The sequence below is a fragment of the Variovorax paradoxus genome, from assembly GCF_030815855.1.
In the GTDB taxonomy this organism is placed as follows: domain Bacteria; phylum Pseudomonadota; class Gammaproteobacteria; order Burkholderiales; family Burkholderiaceae_C; genus Variovorax; species Variovorax paradoxus_M.
This window is the reverse complement of sequence record NZ_JAUSXG010000001.1, coordinates 3,722,165-3,736,575: the sequence shown is the minus strand read 5'-3', so window position 1 is coordinate 3,736,575 and position 14,411 is coordinate 3,722,165. Positions and strand designations below refer to the sequence as shown.

The following is a 14,411-nucleotide window of genomic DNA, read 5'->3' as shown; positions in this document are numbered from 1 at the left end:
ATGCTCGACTGGAACCCCGCGCTATACCGTCGCTACGAGGACGAGCGCACCCGACCCGCACAGGAACTCCTGGCGCGGGTACCGTTGCCGGAGGCGGCCCGCGCGGTCGACCTCGGTTGCGGGCCGGGCAATTCCACCGAGCTGCTGGTCCATCGGTTCCCGAAGGCGCAAGTCACCGGGACCGACAACTCCGAAGCCATGCTGGCCAGCGCACGCGAGCGCCTGCCGCAAGCGCGCTTCGAGTTGAGCGACATCGCGACCTGGGCGCCGCAAGAAGCGCCCGACCTTATTTATGCCAACGCAGCCCTGCAGTGGGTGCCGGACCACGAAACGCTGATCCCGCGCCTGTTCGCTGCGCTGGCGCCGGGTGGCGTGCTCGCCATCCAGATGCCCGATAACCGCGAAGAGCCCACGCACCGCCTGATGCGCGCCGTGGCCGCCGAAGCGCCTTGGGCCGAGCCCATCGGCGACGCCGACCGCATGCGCACCCTGTTGTTGCCGCTCGGCGGCTACTACGACCTGCTGGCGCCCCAAGCGGCCAGGGTCGATGTGTGGCACACCATCTACCAGCACCCCATGGCCGATGCCGCGGCCATCGTCGAATGGGTGCGCGGCACGGGGCTCAAGCCTTTCGTCGACCGCTTGCCGGCCGACCTGCAGGCAAGCTACCTCGCCGAGTACGAGCGCCGTGTCGATCAGGCCTATCCCGCACGCGCAGACGGCAAGCGATTGCTGGCCTTTCCGCGCATGTTCATCGTGGCGCAGAGAAAAGCATGACGAAGGCCATTCATCCGGGCGAAGTGCTGCTCGGTGCACAAGCAGGCGCCGTGACGCTGCCCGTGTGCGACCACTACAGCGGCGTTGAAGCGCGCATGAAGAAGAGCCTCGCGCTCCAGGCCGAGATGGCCGAGGAGTTCGGCGCTTGCGTGTTCGACGTCACCCTCGACTGCGAAGACGGCGCCCCCGTGGGCGGCGAGGCGGAGCATGCGGCGCTCGTGACCGAACTGGCGCTCGCTGCAAAGCCGGGCATGCGCGTCGGCGTGCGCGTTCATCCGGTCGATCACGCGGCCTTCGCGGGCGACGTGGTCACCATTGCCGGACGGGCCGGCCACCGGCTCAGCCACCTGATGGTGCCCAAGGTCGAGTCCGTGGCCGATGTGTTGCAGGCTGTCGCAGCCCTCGAGGCGGCGGATGCCGATGCACTGCCGCTGCACGTGCTCATCGAGTCGCCGCTGGCCGTGCACCACGCGTTCGAAATCGCGGCGCATCCGCGCGTGCAATCGCTGAGCTTCGGCCTGATGGACTTCGTTTCGGCTCATGCTGGCGCCATTCCCGCCGACGGCATGGGCGCGGCCGGGCAGTTCACGCATCCGCTGGTGGTGCGCGCCAAGCTGGCGATTGCATCGGCGGCGCATGCGTATGGCAAGGTGCCTTCGCATTGCGTGGTTACCGAGTTCAGCGACACCGGCGCCATGCGCACGGCGGCCCGCAAGGCGGCCACCGAATTCGGCTACACGCGCATGTGGAGCATTCACCCGAGCCAGATCCGGCCGATCCTCGAGGCGTTTGCGCCGGACGAGGCCCAGATTCAAATTGCCGTAGAAATCATTACAAATGCCGCACGCGCGAATTGGGCGCCGACACAAATTGATGGCACATTGCACGACCGCGCGAGCTATCGCCATTTCTGGCAAGTGCTGACGCGCGCCCATGCAACAGGGCGCGCGCTGCCTGCAGAGGCAAAAGCCTGGTTTGCACTCGCGGCCTCCTGAAACCTACGACTCCTCAAGGAAACCCTCATGAAGAAAATTGCACTCATCGCCGCCCTGGCCCTGGCACTCCCATTCGCCGCCAGCGCGCAGACCGCCCCGGCCAAGCCCGCCGCCAACGCCGAAGCCAAGAAGGCGCCCGCCAAGAGGCAGGTCACCCGCAAGGCCGCCAAGGCCGTCGAGGAGGTCACGCCCATTGCGGACGAAACCAACATCGTGCTGACCGATGCCGATCTCGAAGTCGCGAAGCGCGTTTCGCTCGGCAAGGCCCAGTGCGAGCTCGGCGCCGACGTGACCGTGACGGCCGACGAGAAGAAGCCGGGCTTCTTCAATGTCTCGACCAAGGGCCAGAAGTTCCGCATGCACCCGGTCGAAAGCCGCACCGGCGCCATCCGCCTCGAAGACCCGCGCGCCGGCGCCATGTGGCTGCAGCTCGGCAACAAGTCGATGCTGATGAACCAGAAGGCCGGCCTGCGCCTCGCCGACGAATGCCAGACCGAAGCCCAGGTCGCCTTCGCTGCGGAAATGAAGAAGAACCCACCGAAGGACCTGTTCGAAGGTGCCGACGCGGCCAAGAAGTAAGAAGAGTACCCAACACGGGGTGCGGTGCGGCTCTTGCTTGCCGTACCGCACGCCCGCCAGCCCCAGTTTCCGGAGAAAAGAAGATGTTGCAAGCCTACGTTGACCATGTTGCCGAACGCGCCGCGCTCGGTATTCCGCCGCTGCCATTGAGCGCGAAGCAAACCGCCGAAGCCATCGAGCTCCTCAAGAGCGCGAATGCCAAGGACGGTGCCTTCCTGCTCGATCTGCTCACCTATCGCGTGCCCGCCGGCGTCGACGACGCGGCCAAGGTCAAGGCGAGCTACCTGGCGGCCGTGGCCCACGGTACCGAGAAGAACGCGTTCATTACGCGCGCCCGTGCCACCGAATTGCTCGGCACCATGCTCGGCGGCTACAACATCAGCCCGATGATCGACCTGCTCGACGACGCCGAGGTCGGCGCCGTGGCGGCCGAAGGCCTGAAGAAAACCCTGTTGATGTTCGACCAGTTCCACGACGTCAAGGAAAAGGCCGACAAGGGCAACGCCCACGCCAAGGGCGTGCTGCAAAGCTGGGCCGATGCCGAATGGTTCACCAGCCGTCCCGAAGTGCCGCAAAGCATCACGGTCAGCATCTTCAAGGTGGCCGGTGAAATCAACACCGACGATCTCTCCCCCGCACCCGACGCCACCACACGTCCCGACATTCCGATGCACGCCCTGGCGATGCACAAGAACGCCCGCCCCGGCATCGTTCCTGAAGAAGACGGCAAGCGCGGCCCGGTGAAGTTCATCGAAGACCTGCGCGCGCGCGGCCACCTCGTGGCCTATGCCGGCGACGTGGTCGGCACCGGTTCCTCGCGCAAGAGCGCCACCAACTCGGTGCTGTGGTTCACCGGCGAAGACATTCCCTTCGTGCCCAACAAGCGTTTCGGCGGCGTCTGCCTCGGCGGCAAGATCGCCCCGATCTTCTACAACACCATGGAAGACTCGGGCGCACTGCCGATCGAACTCGACGTGGCGCAGATGAACATGGGCGACGTGGTCGAACTGCGCCCCTACGAAGGCAAGGCGCTGAAGGACGGCAAGGTCATCGCCGAATTCACCGTCAAGAGCGACGTGCTGTTCGACGAAGTGCGCGCCGGCGGCCGCATTCCGCTGATCATCGGCCGCGGCCTCACGGCCAAGGCGCGCGAAGCACTGGGCCTGCCCGTGTCGACGCTGTTCCGCCTGCCGACCAGCCCGGTCGACACCAAGAAGGGCTTCTCGCTCGCGCAGAAGATGGTCGGCCGCGCCTGCGGCCTGCCCGAAGGCACCGGCGTTCGCCCCGGCACCTACTGCGAACCCAAGATGACCTCGGTCGGCTCGCAGGACACCACAGGCCCGATGACGCGCGACGAGCTGAAGGACCTGGCTTGCCTGGGCTTCTCGGCCGACCTCGTGATGCAGTCGTTCTGTCACACGGCGGCGTACCCGAAGAAGGTCGACGTCAAGATGCACCATGAACTGCCCGAGTTCATGGCCAATCGCGGCGGCGTGTCGCTGCGCCCCGGCGACGGCGTCATCCACAGCTGGCTCAACCGCCTGCTGACGCCCGACACCGTCGGCACCGGCGGCGACAGCCACACCCGTTTCCCCATCGGCATCAGCTTCCCGGCCGGCTCCGGCCTCGTGGCTTTCGCCGCGGCCACCGGCGTGATGCCGCTGGACATGCCCGAGTCGGTGCTCGTGCGCTTCAAGGGCAAGATGCAGCCCGGCGTGACGCTGCGCGACCTGGTCAACGCCATTCCGCTGTACGCCATCAAGTCGGGTCTGCTGACGGTGGCCAAGCAGGGCAAGAAGAACATCTTCTCGGGCCGTATCCTCGAAATCGAAGGCCTGCCCGACCTGAAGGTGGAGCAAGCCTTCGAACTGAGCGACGCTTCGGCCGAACGCTCGGCGGCCGGCTGCACGGTGCACCTGAACAAGGAACCGATCATCGAGTACATCAACAGCAACATCACGCTGATGAAGTGGATGATTGCCGAAGGCTATGCCGATGCCCGCACGCTGGCACGCCGCATCGCCGCGCAGGAAGCCTGGCTCAAGGACCCGCAATTGCTCAAGGGCGATGCCGACGCCGACTACGCCGCCGTCATCGAAATCGACCTGGCCGAGATCCACGAACCCATCGTGGCCTGCCCGAACGACCCTGACGACGTGAAGACGCTCAGCGACGTGGCCGGTGCCGTGATCGACGAAGTGTTCATCGGCTCGTGCATGACCAACATCGGCCACTTCCGCGCCGCGTCGAAGCTGCTCGAAGGCAAGCGCGACATCCCGGTCAAGCTGTGGATCGCGCCGCCCACCAAGATGGATGCCCAGCAGCTCACCGAAGAAGGCCACTACGGCGTGTTCGGCAATGCCGGTGCGCGCACCGAGATGCCGGGCTGCTCGCTGTGCATGGGCAACCAGGCGCAGGTGCGCGAAGGCGCCACGGTGATGTCGACCAGCACCCGCAACTTCCCGAACCGCCTGGGCAAGAACACCAACGTGTACCTGGGCTCGGCCGAACTGGCCGCCATCTGCTCGCGCCTGGGCCGCATTCCGACGCGCGAGGAGTACATGGCCGCGACGGGCGTGCTCGATGCGTCGAGCGCGCAGATCTACCAGTACCTGAACTTCGACAAGATCGACGACTACAAGACCGAAGCCGTCGCGCCTGCCGCAGTCGCAGCCTGATCCGCGCGCAGCTTGCGCTTGAAAACGAGCCCCGCTTCGGCGGGGCTTTTTTACGCGCGGCGTTCGCGGGCTGCTGCTATGGCTGCTGCATCAACGCGGCGGCGGGTTGGGTTTCAGGTATTGCCGGTCCGTCGGGCCGGCTGCGCCGCCAGGGCAGTCAGCGCCGCAGCCGTCTGCGCATCGGCCGGAAAGAACGACTCCACCGCCAGTTCCTGCAGCGTGACATCCACCGGCGTGCCGAAGATGGTGGTGGTGCTGATGAAGCTCAGCACGCCGTTCGGCGTGACCAGCTGAAAGGGCACCACGACGCCCGACAGTTCCGTGTTCGCGGCGGGCGCGTCATGGCTCACCTGGGGCGTGGGGTAGTCCTCGAGTTCGTCGTGCAGCGCCTGCAGCACCGTGTCGCCGGTCGCGGCGATCTGCTGCTGCAGCCGATCGAGCAGGTGGGCGCGCCATTGCGCAAGATTGGCGATGCGCGAGGCGAGGCCGTCGGGATGCAGGCTCAGGCGCAGCACGTTGACCGGGGCCTGCACCAGCTCCGGCGCCGCGCCGGCCATCAGCAGCGGCACCAACGCGTTGTGCGCCACGAGGTTCCAGTGGCGGTCGACCGCCAGGGCGGGAAACGGCTCGTGGCCCTTCAGCACCAGGTCCACCGCGCGGCGTGCCGAAGCCAGGGCGGGGTCGTCGAGCGAGCGCTGCCGGTACATCGGCGCGAAGCCGGCGGCGACCAGCAGCGCATTGCGCTCGCGCAGCGGCACTTCGAGCCGCTCCGCCAGTCGCAGCACCATTTCGCGGCTGGGTGCGGCGCGGCCGGTTTCCACATAGCTCAGGTGGCGCGTCGAAACCTCGGCCTCCTGCGCGAGATCGAGCTGGCTCAGCCGGCGATGGGTGCGCCAGTGCCGCAGGTGCGCGCCGAACGGGTCGCGGGCGCCGGGCTGGCCGGCCTTGGACGAGTGGGTGCGGGGCGTATTCATGGCCCGCATTCTGGCGTGGCGGCGTCGGCGCGCCATGACCTCCCAGGTTATCGACGGTATGCGTGCCCTCCGGAATCATTGGCCTCAACGCGGCAGGACAGGCTTGCGGCGTACCACCCGAAGGAGATTCTCATGTCCGTTTTTGCATCCCCCCGTTTCCTCCCCAATGTCATGTGGGCCGACGCTGCTTCCTGCGCCGCGACCGGCGCATTGCAAGTGGCGTTCACCGACGCGCTGGCGCGGCTGACTGGCCTGCCGGCGCCGCTGCTCATGGGGACAGGCGTATTCCTGCTGGCCTACGCGGCGGCTGCAGCCTTCATGGCTACGCGCCGCACGCCGCCCCGCACGCTCATCGGGCTCGTGGTGGCCGGCAACTTCGGCTGGGCCGTGGCGTGCGTGGCACTGCTGATGAGCGGCATGTTCGCGGTCACCGCATTGGGCATGGCCTGGGTGCTGGCACAGGCGCTGTGCGTGGTGGTGCTGGCCGAGCTGCAATGGACGGGGCTGCGCCGCACCCGCGGCGGCGCGAAGATGGCCCTGGCCTGAGCGCAGCAGATGCCGGCGGCACCTGTTTACCCGGCATTTCCGGCCATGAGGAAGGTGGCGCCTCGAGGGCATTGCGGGGAAGACCGACTACAACAACTGACATCGATCCCTGCTATCTTTGAGGTGCTTCCACGAACAGATCGAACCAACAGGAGTTCCTCAATGGCCAAAGCACCGGCGCACGCCTTTGCGTCCACCCTCAAGACCTTCAAGACCCCGTCCGGCGCAGCCGGCAAATACTGGTCCCTGAAGGAGCTGGCCAAGCAATATCCCTCCGTGAACCGGCTGCCGGTATCGATTCGCATCGTGCTCGAGTCGGTGCTGCGCAACTGCGACGGACAGAAGGTCTTGCCCAAGCATGTCGAAGAACTGGCCCACTGGGCGCCCAATGCAGACCGCGTCGACGAAATTCCTTTCGTCGTGACCCGCGTGGTGCTGCAGGACTTCACCGGCGTGCCGCTCCTGGCCGACCTGGCCGCCATGCGCAGCGTGGCCGCCAAGCTCGGCAAGTCGCCCAAGACCATCGAGCCGCTGGTGCCGGTGGACCTGGTGGTCGACCACTCGGTGATGGTCGACTACTACGGCACGCCCAAGGCGCTCGACCTCAACATGAAGCTGGAGTTCCAGCGCAACAACGAGCGCTACCAGTTCATGAAGTGGGGCATGCAGGCCTTCGACACCTTCCGTGTCGTGCCGCCCGGCTTCGGCATCGTGCACCAGGTCAACCTTGAGTACTTTGCGCGCGGCGTCTACAAGAGCTCGAGCGACAACGCAGAGGTGCCGGTGTACTACCCCGACTCGCTGGTCGGCACCGACAGCCACACCACCATGATCAACGGCGTGGGCGTGGTCGGCTGGGGCGTGGGCGGCATCGAGGCCGAGGCCGCCATGCTTGGCCAGCCGGTGTACATGCTGACGCCCGACGTGGTGGGCTTCGAACTCACCGGCAAGCTGCGCGAAGGCGTCACGGCCACCGACCTGGTGCTGTACGTCACGGCCATCCTGCGGGCCGAAAAAGTGGTGGGCAAGTTCGTCGAATTCTTCGGCCCCGGCGCTGCTTCGATCGGCGTGCCGGACCGTGCGACGATCGGGAACATGGCGCCCGAGTACGGCGCCACCATGGGCTTCTTCCCGGTCGACGAAGCCACCGTGGCGTACTTCGAAGGCACCGGCCGCACCAGGGAGGAAGTGGAGCGCTTCGAGGCCTACTACAAGGCGCAAGGCCTGTTCGGCATGCCGGCGCCGGGCGACATCGACTACACCAAGATCGTCAAGCTCGACCTCGGCACCGTGTCGCCGAGCCTCGCGGGCCCGAAGCGGCCGCAAGACCGCATCGACTTGGGCCATCTATCGACCAAGTTCTCCGAACTCTTCAGCAAGCCCAACGACGCCAACGGCTTCAACCAGCCCGTCGAGCGGCTGAAGCTGCGCTATCCGCTGACCACGAGCGGCCAGGGCAACGACAACGAGGCCGCACCGCCGCCGCCCGGTGCGCCGCGCGAAGTGGTCGAGATGGTGGCGAACCGGTCGACCAAGGCCGCAGCTCATGTGAACGCCACGGCGCCTGCGGCGCCCAAGAGCGGTGTGACCATCGGCAACGGCGACGTGCTGATTGCGGCCATCACTTCGTGCACCAACACCTCCAACCCGAGCGTGATGCTTGCGGCCGGCCTGCTGGCCAAGAAGGCAGTGGAGGCGGGCCTCACGGTCAAGCCGCACGTCAAGACTTCTCTGGCGCCCGGTTCGCGCATCGTCACCGAATATCTCGAGAAGGCCGGCCTGCTGCCGTACCTCGAGAAGCTCGGCTTCTACCTGGCCGGCTACGGCTGCACCACCTGCATCGGCAATGCGGGCGACCTCACGCCCGAGATCAACGACGCCATCATCAAGAACGACTTGGTCGGCGCGGCCGTGCTTTCGGGCAACCGCAACTTCGAGGCGCGCATTCATCCGAACCTGAAGGCCAACTTCCTGGCTTCGCCCCCACTGGTGGTGGCCTTTGCGATTGCGGGCAATGTGATGGTCGACCTCATGACCGAGCCGGTCGGCAAGGGCAAGAACGGCAAGGACGTGTACCTGGGCGACATCTGGCCCACGCCAAAGGAGATCGACGACAACTTGCGCCATGCGATGAACGCCAAGTCGTTCCGCGAGAACTACGACAAGGTCAAGACCGACCCCGGCAAGTTCTGGAGCAGCATCAAGGGCACCACGGGCCAGGTCTACGACTGGCCCGAGTCGACCTACATCGCCGAGCCGCCGTTCTTCCAAGGCTTCAAGATGGAGCCGCATGCGTCGGATGCGGGCTTCAAGGGCGCGCGGATCATGGCGCTCTTCGGCGACTCGATCACCACCGACCACATCTCGCCCGCCGGCTCGATCAAGGAGAGCTCGCCAGCGGGCATCTGGCTCAAGGCGCATGGAGTGGCCAAGGCCGACTTCAACAGCTACGGCTCGCGGCGCGGCAACCACGACGTGATGATGCGCGGCACCTTCGCCAACGTGCGCATCAAGAACCTGATGATTCCGCCCGACATCAACGGCACGCAGGAAGAGGGCGGCGTGACGCTGTTCCAGCCCGCTGCATCCGAAGGCGCACAAAGCGCGCCGCAGAAGATGTTCATCTACGACGCCGCCATGAAGTATATGGAGCAGGGCATCCCGACCGTGGTCTTCGGCGGCGAGGAATACGGCACCGGCTCGTCGCGCGACTGGGCCGCCAAGGGCACTCAGTTGCTGGGCATCAAGGCCGTGGTGGCGCGCAGCTTCGAGCGCATCCACCGCGCCAATCTCGTCGGCATGGGCGTGCTGCCGCTGCAGTTCCGCGGTGCCGATTCGTGGCAGACGCTGGGCCTCACGGGCGAAGAAAAGATCGACGTCGTCATCGGCGGCGAACTCAAGCCGCAGATGGACGTGAAGCTCGTCGTGCACCGCGCCGACGGCACGCACCAGGAAGTGACGGTGCGCCTGCGCATCGACACGCCGATCGAGGTCGACTACTACAAGCACGGCGGCATCCTGCCGTTCGTGCTGCGGCAGTTGCTGGCAGCTTGATTCGCGTCGGACTTATTTCCGATACCCACGGCCTTCTACGGCCGCAGGCTGTTGCAGCCCTGCAAGGATGCGACTTCATCGTGCATGGCGGGGACATCGGCGATGCGGCCATCCTCGAGACGCTGCGGGCCATCGGACCGTTGACGGTCGTTCGAGGCAACAACGACCGTGAACCTTGGGCCGCCGACATTCCCGAAACCGCGTTCCTGCAGGTTTGCGATGTGCTGATCTACGCAGTGCACGACCTGTCGCAGATCGATATCGATCCTGCCGGCCCCAAGGTTCGTGTCGTGGTGTCGGGCCACTCCCACAGGCCGAAGATCGAGGAGCGTGGTGGCGTCCTTTACGTCAACCCGGGCAGTGCGGGCCCGCGCCGATTCAAATTGCCGATCGCTGTCGCCGAGCTCATCGTGGTGGGCGATGCGGTTACGGCGCGGATTGTCGAACTGGCTTGAGCAAGCGCCGCGAAAGGCCGGGACTTTTGCGAGAACGGGCAGAGCCTGCGTGGTCAAAAGGTCTTGGTCAGGCTCCTGCGATTGAGAATCGAGCACCTAGCTTGGCATTGGTACGCGATCGGCTGCTGATGCGGCCGCAGGGGTGATCTAATAACCATGGCATCGACGGTAACGGAGCACGTGCCATTTACTCGCCTTTGGCGGCCTGGTAGACGGTGCTGACCCGCTGGGCGGCTTGGTCGAGCAGCGCAGGCCATTCGCCAGCGGGGCGTGGCGTGGGTCCCTCGCAGGTCTTGGCGCTCTTCATCGTGCACTGCATGCGCAACATGCCATAGGAGGCTGGCCAGGTCGGGTCGTGGTTGATGCGCTTGGCCGCGATCTTGTCGCGGGCATCTTGGATGCCAGCCTTGACCGCTGCGGCGGTCTGATCAGGCTGCTCCTTCATGAACCGGACAAAGTCCCGAGTGCTCCTATCGAAGGCGAGCGTGAAAAAGGCCTCGTTGTTCGAGATCTCGGCCCGGCCACTGTCGTCTGCGAAGCGCAACGCGTCGTACCAACCGATCGTGGCCTGCGCGGCAATGATTCGAAGCATTGCGTCGAAACGCGGCGGCTTTTGCTGCAACTCCTTGGGAATGTAGAAGACCTGAAACAGTTCCATGGTCTCTATGGGCGTTAGTTCGCCCTTCGCGGCGGCAGTCAAACGAGCATCAAAGTCGCGCAGCGCGCTGGCGTGCTTCGCCTGGCCGAAAGCGGCGGTGGTGATTGCAAGAAAAACGGCGAGCACTGCGATAAGTCGCTTCATGATGGCTATTGAATCCGAACCGGTTGGCTGCAATCGGTGTAGTAGACGTGGCACTTGGTGTTGCCCTTGTTCTTGCATTCCTCCATTGATGCTTGTTTGGCCGCATCAAGGGTTCTGTCGCTTGCAGATGCATACCCGGCATCCGCCGCCGAGAAAGCCGCACAACTATTTCTATAGGAATTTAGTTGCTTACATCCAACCCCACCTCTGGCTTTGCAATCAGCCAAGGCCGCGGTCTCGGCGGCAGGGCGGCTCGCCATGTTCGAGGAGGTTCCTAGCGCTCCCTGGGTCCAATCTAGATAGATCGCCCCATACCGATCCTGCCAAACCTCAGCGGGCCGCTGTGGAGTTTGTTGCGGCGCGCGATAGTTTGGGTCAGGCCCGCAATATGCGTTCGTCGGGGAGTAGTACATCGTGGTGCCCGGTGCGCACTGCGCATGTGCCGCGAAGCTCACAAGCACGCCCAGCAGCAGCCCCGTCAAGCTGCGTATTAGCGATGGTGTGCTCATCATGCTTCCCCATTGACCTTGAGTGCCTTCGATGGAGGTAGTGGAGGAACGGACGCAGTCCTGACCTCATCGCGCGGGGGCTCTGTCGAGGCGCGAGAAGGGGGTAAACGGTTGCTAGCAGAAGGCGCCTCACCCCCTCGTTCGGGGGGCGTTCCAACTGCCGGCTGATACCCCGCTTGCCCCGGTTGTCCAGAAGCATTGGCCTGCGCCCCGCCCCCGCCCGCCACCTGCGACACGCTGGAGAACTGCCCGATCGTCGCCCCGAAGAAACTCGCTGCCATCGGCGGCGCGGTCACCAGCAGCACCGTCATCAACAGCCCAATGCCGCCTTGCTGCATCGCCTGGCTGGTCAGCCCCGCGCCGCCGTCGCCCAGTCGCAGCAAGCCGTTGATGGCGCCGGCCGACCACAGCGCCCCCGCCACCTTGAACATCATCTCCATGATCACCGAGGTCATGAAACTGAGCACCGCCAGGCTGAACATGGTCGCCAGCCCGTACTTGAGCCACCCATGAAACAGCTGCTTGGTGCTGTCGTGCAGCAGGCACAGGATGAAGATGGGCCCCAGCCCCACGAACAAGGTGATGGCGAAGGTGTACATCAGCAGCATCGCCCCGGCCGTCATGGGCGGGCCGGCCGCCCCGAGCACGGCGATCAGCGAAGCGCGACCGGCCGAGGCTACGTTCTCGGCGCTGATGCCGGCGTTCAGGCCCTGGGCCCCATCCATGGCGCCCATGATCACCGCGGTGTAGGCCAGGTTCTTGTCGATGGACTTCTCGGGCGAATCGTCGTCGCCCGTGACCAGGTGGTTGATGCCGTTGGGCAAGTCCGTCAGCAGCAGTTGCTTGAGCGGGATGTTGCCCATCGCCATGGTGCTGGCCGCTATCACGATGAGCGCGTTGCGGCTCATCTCCAGCACCATGCCCATGAGGGACTCCTGGGAGCGGCCGGTGAGGATGCGAAAGCCCTTGGTGAGAACGATGAGCGTCAGCACGAGCAGTGCGATGGCGCTCATTCGATCTTCACGAACGGTCTGCTCAAGGAAGTCAACTACATGGTCACCGGCGAGAAAGAATCGCCCGTCTCGGCCATCGACAAGAACTTGGTGCTCACCCAGGTGGTCATGTCGGCCATCACCGCGCCAGGCTTGGCGGCAGAGTCGAGCACATCGCCCATGCAGCCCAGCGGCTCGGCACCGGCGGCCAGGTTGCCGAAGGGCACAAGTAACCTCCAGCCACTCACCAAAGACGACATGAAGATTCTGTCCGCCGATGGCTCCAAATTGCTGGATGTCCAGATTGGCGATCTCAGTGATCAGGGAGGCGTCGCGGCGCTGGTCGTCCTCGAGCGTTCTGCCGGCGATTCGGATTCGAATGCGGGAGAAGGCCACCCGCGCACGCTGCTGCTGCTGGCGCGTGATGCGCAAGGGCAACTGCGAACGCTGGCCCAGAACGACAAGATCGTTCCATGCGCCCGATGCGGAGGCGTTGCGGGGGATCCCTACAGCTATTCACGTGTAGCGCCAGGGCGCTTTACTGTGGTTACGGAAGGCGGCTCCAGAGAGCGTTGGTGGAATGAATTCCACTTTGAGTACGCGCCCAACATCAATGACTGGATCTTGCAGAAGGCCGTGCGCGGCGTCCGCGATACGGCAACCGGACGCAAGAAGAAGATCAGTCTCTCGGCAAGAACTCTGGGGGTCATCAGGTTCAACGACTTCGATCCGGCTTCACTGCCGCAGGTGAAATTGAAGTAGCAGCGCGTCTCAAACAACATGCACGGAGTTCCTCCGATCGAGTGGAACCGTAACAGGGAGAAAAATCATGTCCAACGACCGACAAAAACAAGTTCTTTTGGATGCCTACACGGCGGGGATCACGTCTCCCGCGGAGTTGGCTATGCAAAGTTGCATGAAGGTTGAGCATGCTTATCAAGACAAGCGTCTGAACGCAGCCTATAAGAAATTGTTGGCTCTGCTTGACAAAGACAAGCGGGGCAAATTGCGCGCCGACGAAAGAATCTGGCTTGCCTATCGCAAATCCCACTGCGCGCCCGACCCTGACGCTGGACAAGCCGACGCTCTTTCGTCCTTCGATTGCTCCACTCTGGAAACCGCCAAGCAGGCGGCCACATTGGAAAACCGCTCGTCTATAGAGCGACTCAAGCAGTAAACCGTTTCGTGGTCGATTTCAGTTTTCAGATATCAACAGGGAGAATCACATGGCAGGCGAAACAACACCGACATCAGCATCGGCAGCCGTACAGGCTTCTGTGAAGAAGCGTGCCGAGAGCGAGAAGGCGGATCTGCTGAGTTTGGCGGATGGCAAGCTCGTCCATCATGGCGGTCACGCGCACAAGCGGGCTTCCATCGGCGAAGTTCAAACCAAGCTCGGGCAGTTGGGCTATACCAATCCTGACAAGACTCCTCTCGCGACCGATGGCCACATGGGTCGCAACACGCGCGGGGCGCTCAAGGCCTTTCAGCACGAGCACCATCTCAAGGAAACCGGCACTGCAGATTCCACCACTCTGAAGGCGATCGACGCTACGCTCAAAGAGCGAGGAGTTCAGAGGCAGGCAGCACCGACGACCGAGCAGAGTAATGACCCGAAGCGCTGGGGACCGTCGCAGATCACCGACGCCGCCCATCCCGGCAACACGCTGTTCAAGCAGGCCCAGGCCGGCATGCAGGCGATCGATGCCAAGTACGGGCGCAACTCGGATCACCAGACCGACAACGCTGCAGGCCACGTGGCGCTGAAGGTGCAATGTGCCGGCATGCAGTGCATCGACCATTTGGTGTTGGGCGGCACCAGCGGCGACAAGATCATTGCCGTACAGGGCAAGCTCGGAAGCGGGCTGTCGAAGGTGGTTTCTGTGGACACGGTGGAGGCGCTGAACACGCCGCTGGCGCAGAGTTCACAGGCCTCGGCCGAGGTGCATGCCCAGCAGCAGAGCCGACGCTCGGAGCAGGTGAATCAGCCTGTCCAGACGCAAGAGGCTCCGGCCATGTCTCGCTGAGTCCGGGATTCACAGGACAAATC

The 14,411-nt window shown here is 64.5% G+C and carries 15 protein-coding genes; 10 read left to right on the top strand and 5 right to left on the bottom strand.

Going from position 1 to position 14,411, the window contains the following annotated elements; all coding sequences use genetic code 11:
• The 4 genes from tam (at position 1) to QFZ42_RS17935 (ending at position 5,029) form a co-directional block, all read left to right on the top strand.
• A complete protein-coding gene (tam, locus tag QFZ42_RS17950; RefSeq protein WP_307702256.1) occupies positions 1–777 on the top strand; it encodes a trans-aconitate 2-methyltransferase in 777 nt (258 codons plus the stop codon).
• The gene (locus tag QFZ42_RS17945) at positions 774–1,772 is read left to right on the top strand and encodes an HpcH/HpaI aldolase/citrate lyase family protein (protein WP_307702255.1); all 999 of its coding nucleotides are present in this window, start codon (positions 774–776) and stop codon (positions 1,770–1,772) included. The genes tam and QFZ42_RS17945 overlap by 4 nt, the downstream gene beginning before the upstream one ends.
• 27 nt (positions 1,773–1,799) lie before the next feature.
• Entirely contained in the window at positions 1,800–2,351 is a 552-nt protein-coding gene (locus QFZ42_RS17940) for a hypothetical protein (RefSeq protein WP_307702254.1), read from the top strand.
• Between the two features lie 83 nt (positions 2,352–2,434).
• Positions 2,435–5,029: a bifunctional aconitate hydratase 2/2-methylisocitrate dehydratase gene (locus tag QFZ42_RS17935; protein ID WP_307702253.1), complete on the top strand. Its 2,595-nt coding sequence runs from the start codon at positions 2,435–2,437 to the stop codon at positions 5,027–5,029.
• Positions 5,030–5,142: 113 nt separating this feature from the next.
• Here QFZ42_RS17935 and QFZ42_RS17930 read toward each other — a convergent pair whose 3' ends face one another.
• Entirely contained in the window at positions 5,143–6,003 is an 861-nt protein-coding gene (locus QFZ42_RS17930) for a helix-turn-helix domain-containing protein (protein ID WP_307702252.1), read from the bottom strand.
• Positions 6,004–6,135: 132 nt separating this feature from the next.
• Here QFZ42_RS17930 and QFZ42_RS17925 point away from each other — a divergent pair, with 132 nt between their 5' ends.
• From QFZ42_RS17925 to QFZ42_RS17915, 3 genes are all read left to right on the top strand, one after another.
• Positions 6,136–6,549 carry a hypothetical protein gene (locus tag QFZ42_RS17925; RefSeq protein ID WP_307702251.1) on the top strand — a complete coding sequence of 138 codons (414 nt, stop codon included), beginning with the start codon at positions 6,136–6,138 and terminating at the stop codon, positions 6,547–6,549.
• Positions 6,550–6,711: 162 nt separating this feature from the next.
• Entirely contained in the window at positions 6,712–9,603 is a 2,892-nt protein-coding gene (locus tag QFZ42_RS17920; protein WP_307702250.1) for an aconitate hydratase, read from the top strand.
• Entirely contained in the window at positions 9,600–10,058 is a 459-nt protein-coding gene (locus tag QFZ42_RS17915; protein ID WP_307702249.1) for a metallophosphoesterase family protein, read from the top strand. Before QFZ42_RS17920 ends, QFZ42_RS17915 begins: the two co-directional genes overlap by 4 nt.
• Before the next feature lie 187 nt (positions 10,059–10,245).
• On the opposite strand, the gene QFZ42_RS17910 is transcribed toward QFZ42_RS17915, so the two are convergent.
• The 4 genes from QFZ42_RS17910 to QFZ42_RS17900 all read right to left on the bottom strand — a co-directional run bounded on the left by QFZ42_RS17910 (position 10,246) and on the right by QFZ42_RS17900 (position 12,621).
• Entirely contained in the window at positions 10,246–10,860 is a 615-nt protein-coding gene (locus QFZ42_RS17910) for a hypothetical protein (RefSeq protein ID WP_307702248.1), read from the bottom strand.
• A 5-nt stretch (positions 10,861–10,865) separates the two neighbouring features.
• The gene (locus QFZ42_RS28335) at positions 10,866–11,273 is read right to left on the bottom strand and encodes a DUF4189 domain-containing protein (RefSeq protein ID WP_373423397.1); all 408 of its coding nucleotides are present in this window, start codon (positions 11,271–11,273) and stop codon (positions 10,866–10,868) included.
• Positions 11,274–11,368: 95 nt separating this feature from the next.
• Positions 11,369–12,382 (bottom strand): type IV secretion system protein, encoded by a 1,014-nt coding sequence (locus tag QFZ42_RS17905; RefSeq protein WP_307702247.1) that lies wholly within the window; start codon positions 12,380–12,382, stop codon positions 11,369–11,371.
• Between the two features lie 35 nt (positions 12,383–12,417).
• The gene (locus tag QFZ42_RS17900) at positions 12,418–12,621 is read right to left on the bottom strand and encodes a hypothetical protein (protein WP_307702246.1); all 204 of its coding nucleotides are present in this window, start codon (positions 12,619–12,621) and stop codon (positions 12,418–12,420) included.
• On the opposite strand from QFZ42_RS17900, the gene QFZ42_RS17895 reads away from it, so the two are divergent.
• The 3 genes from QFZ42_RS17895 to QFZ42_RS17885 all read left to right on the top strand — a co-directional run bounded on the left by QFZ42_RS17895 (position 12,620) and on the right by QFZ42_RS17885 (position 14,388).
• Positions 12,620–13,123 (top strand): hypothetical protein, encoded by a 504-nt coding sequence (locus QFZ42_RS17895; protein WP_307702245.1) that lies wholly within the window; start codon positions 12,620–12,622, stop codon positions 13,121–13,123. The genes QFZ42_RS17900 and QFZ42_RS17895 overlap by 2 nt on opposite strands.
• A gap of 67 nt (positions 13,124–13,190) precedes the next feature.
• Positions 13,191–13,538 (top strand): lysozyme inhibitor LprI family protein, encoded by a 348-nt coding sequence (locus QFZ42_RS17890; RefSeq protein WP_307702244.1) that lies wholly within the window; start codon positions 13,191–13,193, stop codon positions 13,536–13,538.
• Between the two features lie 49 nt (positions 13,539–13,587).
• A complete protein-coding gene (locus QFZ42_RS17885) occupies positions 13,588–14,388 on the top strand; it encodes a peptidoglycan-binding protein (RefSeq protein WP_307702243.1) in 801 nt (266 codons plus the stop codon).
• Positions 14,389–14,411 lie beyond the last annotated feature (23 nt).

What these genes read in the sequence shown, in the direction of transcription:
- QFZ42_RS17885 (WP_307702243.1), top strand. Translation starts at nt 13,588, where the DNA reads ATGGCAGGCGAAACAACACCGACATCAGCATCGGCAGCCGTACAGGCT.
- QFZ42_RS17895 (WP_307702245.1), top strand. Translation starts at nt 12,620, where the DNA reads ATGAAGATTCTGTCCGCCGATGGCTCCAAATTGCTGGATGTCCAGATT.
- QFZ42_RS17940 (WP_307702254.1), top strand. Translation starts at nt 1,800, where the DNA reads ATGAAGAAAATTGCACTCATCGCCGCCCTGGCCCTGGCACTCCCATTC.
- QFZ42_RS17935 (WP_307702253.1), top strand. Translation starts at nt 2,435, where the DNA reads ATGTTGCAAGCCTACGTTGACCATGTTGCCGAACGCGCCGCGCTCGGT.
- QFZ42_RS17900 (WP_307702246.1), bottom strand. Translation starts at nt 12,621, where the DNA reads ATGTCGTCTTTGGTGAGTGGCTGGAGGTTACTTGTGCCCTTCGGCAAC.
- QFZ42_RS28335 (WP_373423397.1), bottom strand. Translation starts at nt 11,273, where the DNA reads ATGTACTACTCCCCGACGAACGCATATTGCGGGCCTGACCCAAACTAT.
- QFZ42_RS17905 (WP_307702247.1), bottom strand. Translation starts at nt 12,382, where the DNA reads ATGAGCGCCATCGCACTGCTCGTGCTGACGCTCATCGTTCTCACCAAG.
- QFZ42_RS17925 (WP_307702251.1), top strand. Translation starts at nt 6,136, where the DNA reads ATGTCCGTTTTTGCATCCCCCCGTTTCCTCCCCAATGTCATGTGGGCC.
- tam (WP_307702256.1), top strand. Translation starts at nt 1, where the DNA reads ATGCTCGACTGGAACCCCGCGCTATACCGTCGCTACGAGGACGAGCGC.
- QFZ42_RS17920 (WP_307702250.1), top strand. Translation starts at nt 6,712, where the DNA reads ATGGCCAAAGCACCGGCGCACGCCTTTGCGTCCACCCTCAAGACCTTC.
- QFZ42_RS17910 (WP_307702248.1), bottom strand. Translation starts at nt 10,860, where the DNA reads ATGAAGCGACTTATCGCAGTGCTCGCCGTTTTTCTTGCAATCACCACC.
- QFZ42_RS17930 (WP_307702252.1), bottom strand. Translation starts at nt 6,003, where the DNA reads ATGAATACGCCCCGCACCCACTCGTCCAAGGCCGGCCAGCCCGGCGCC.
- QFZ42_RS17890 (WP_307702244.1), top strand. Translation starts at nt 13,191, where the DNA reads ATGTCCAACGACCGACAAAAACAAGTTCTTTTGGATGCCTACACGGCG.
- QFZ42_RS17945 (WP_307702255.1), top strand. Translation starts at nt 774, where the DNA reads ATGACGAAGGCCATTCATCCGGGCGAAGTGCTGCTCGGTGCACAAGCA.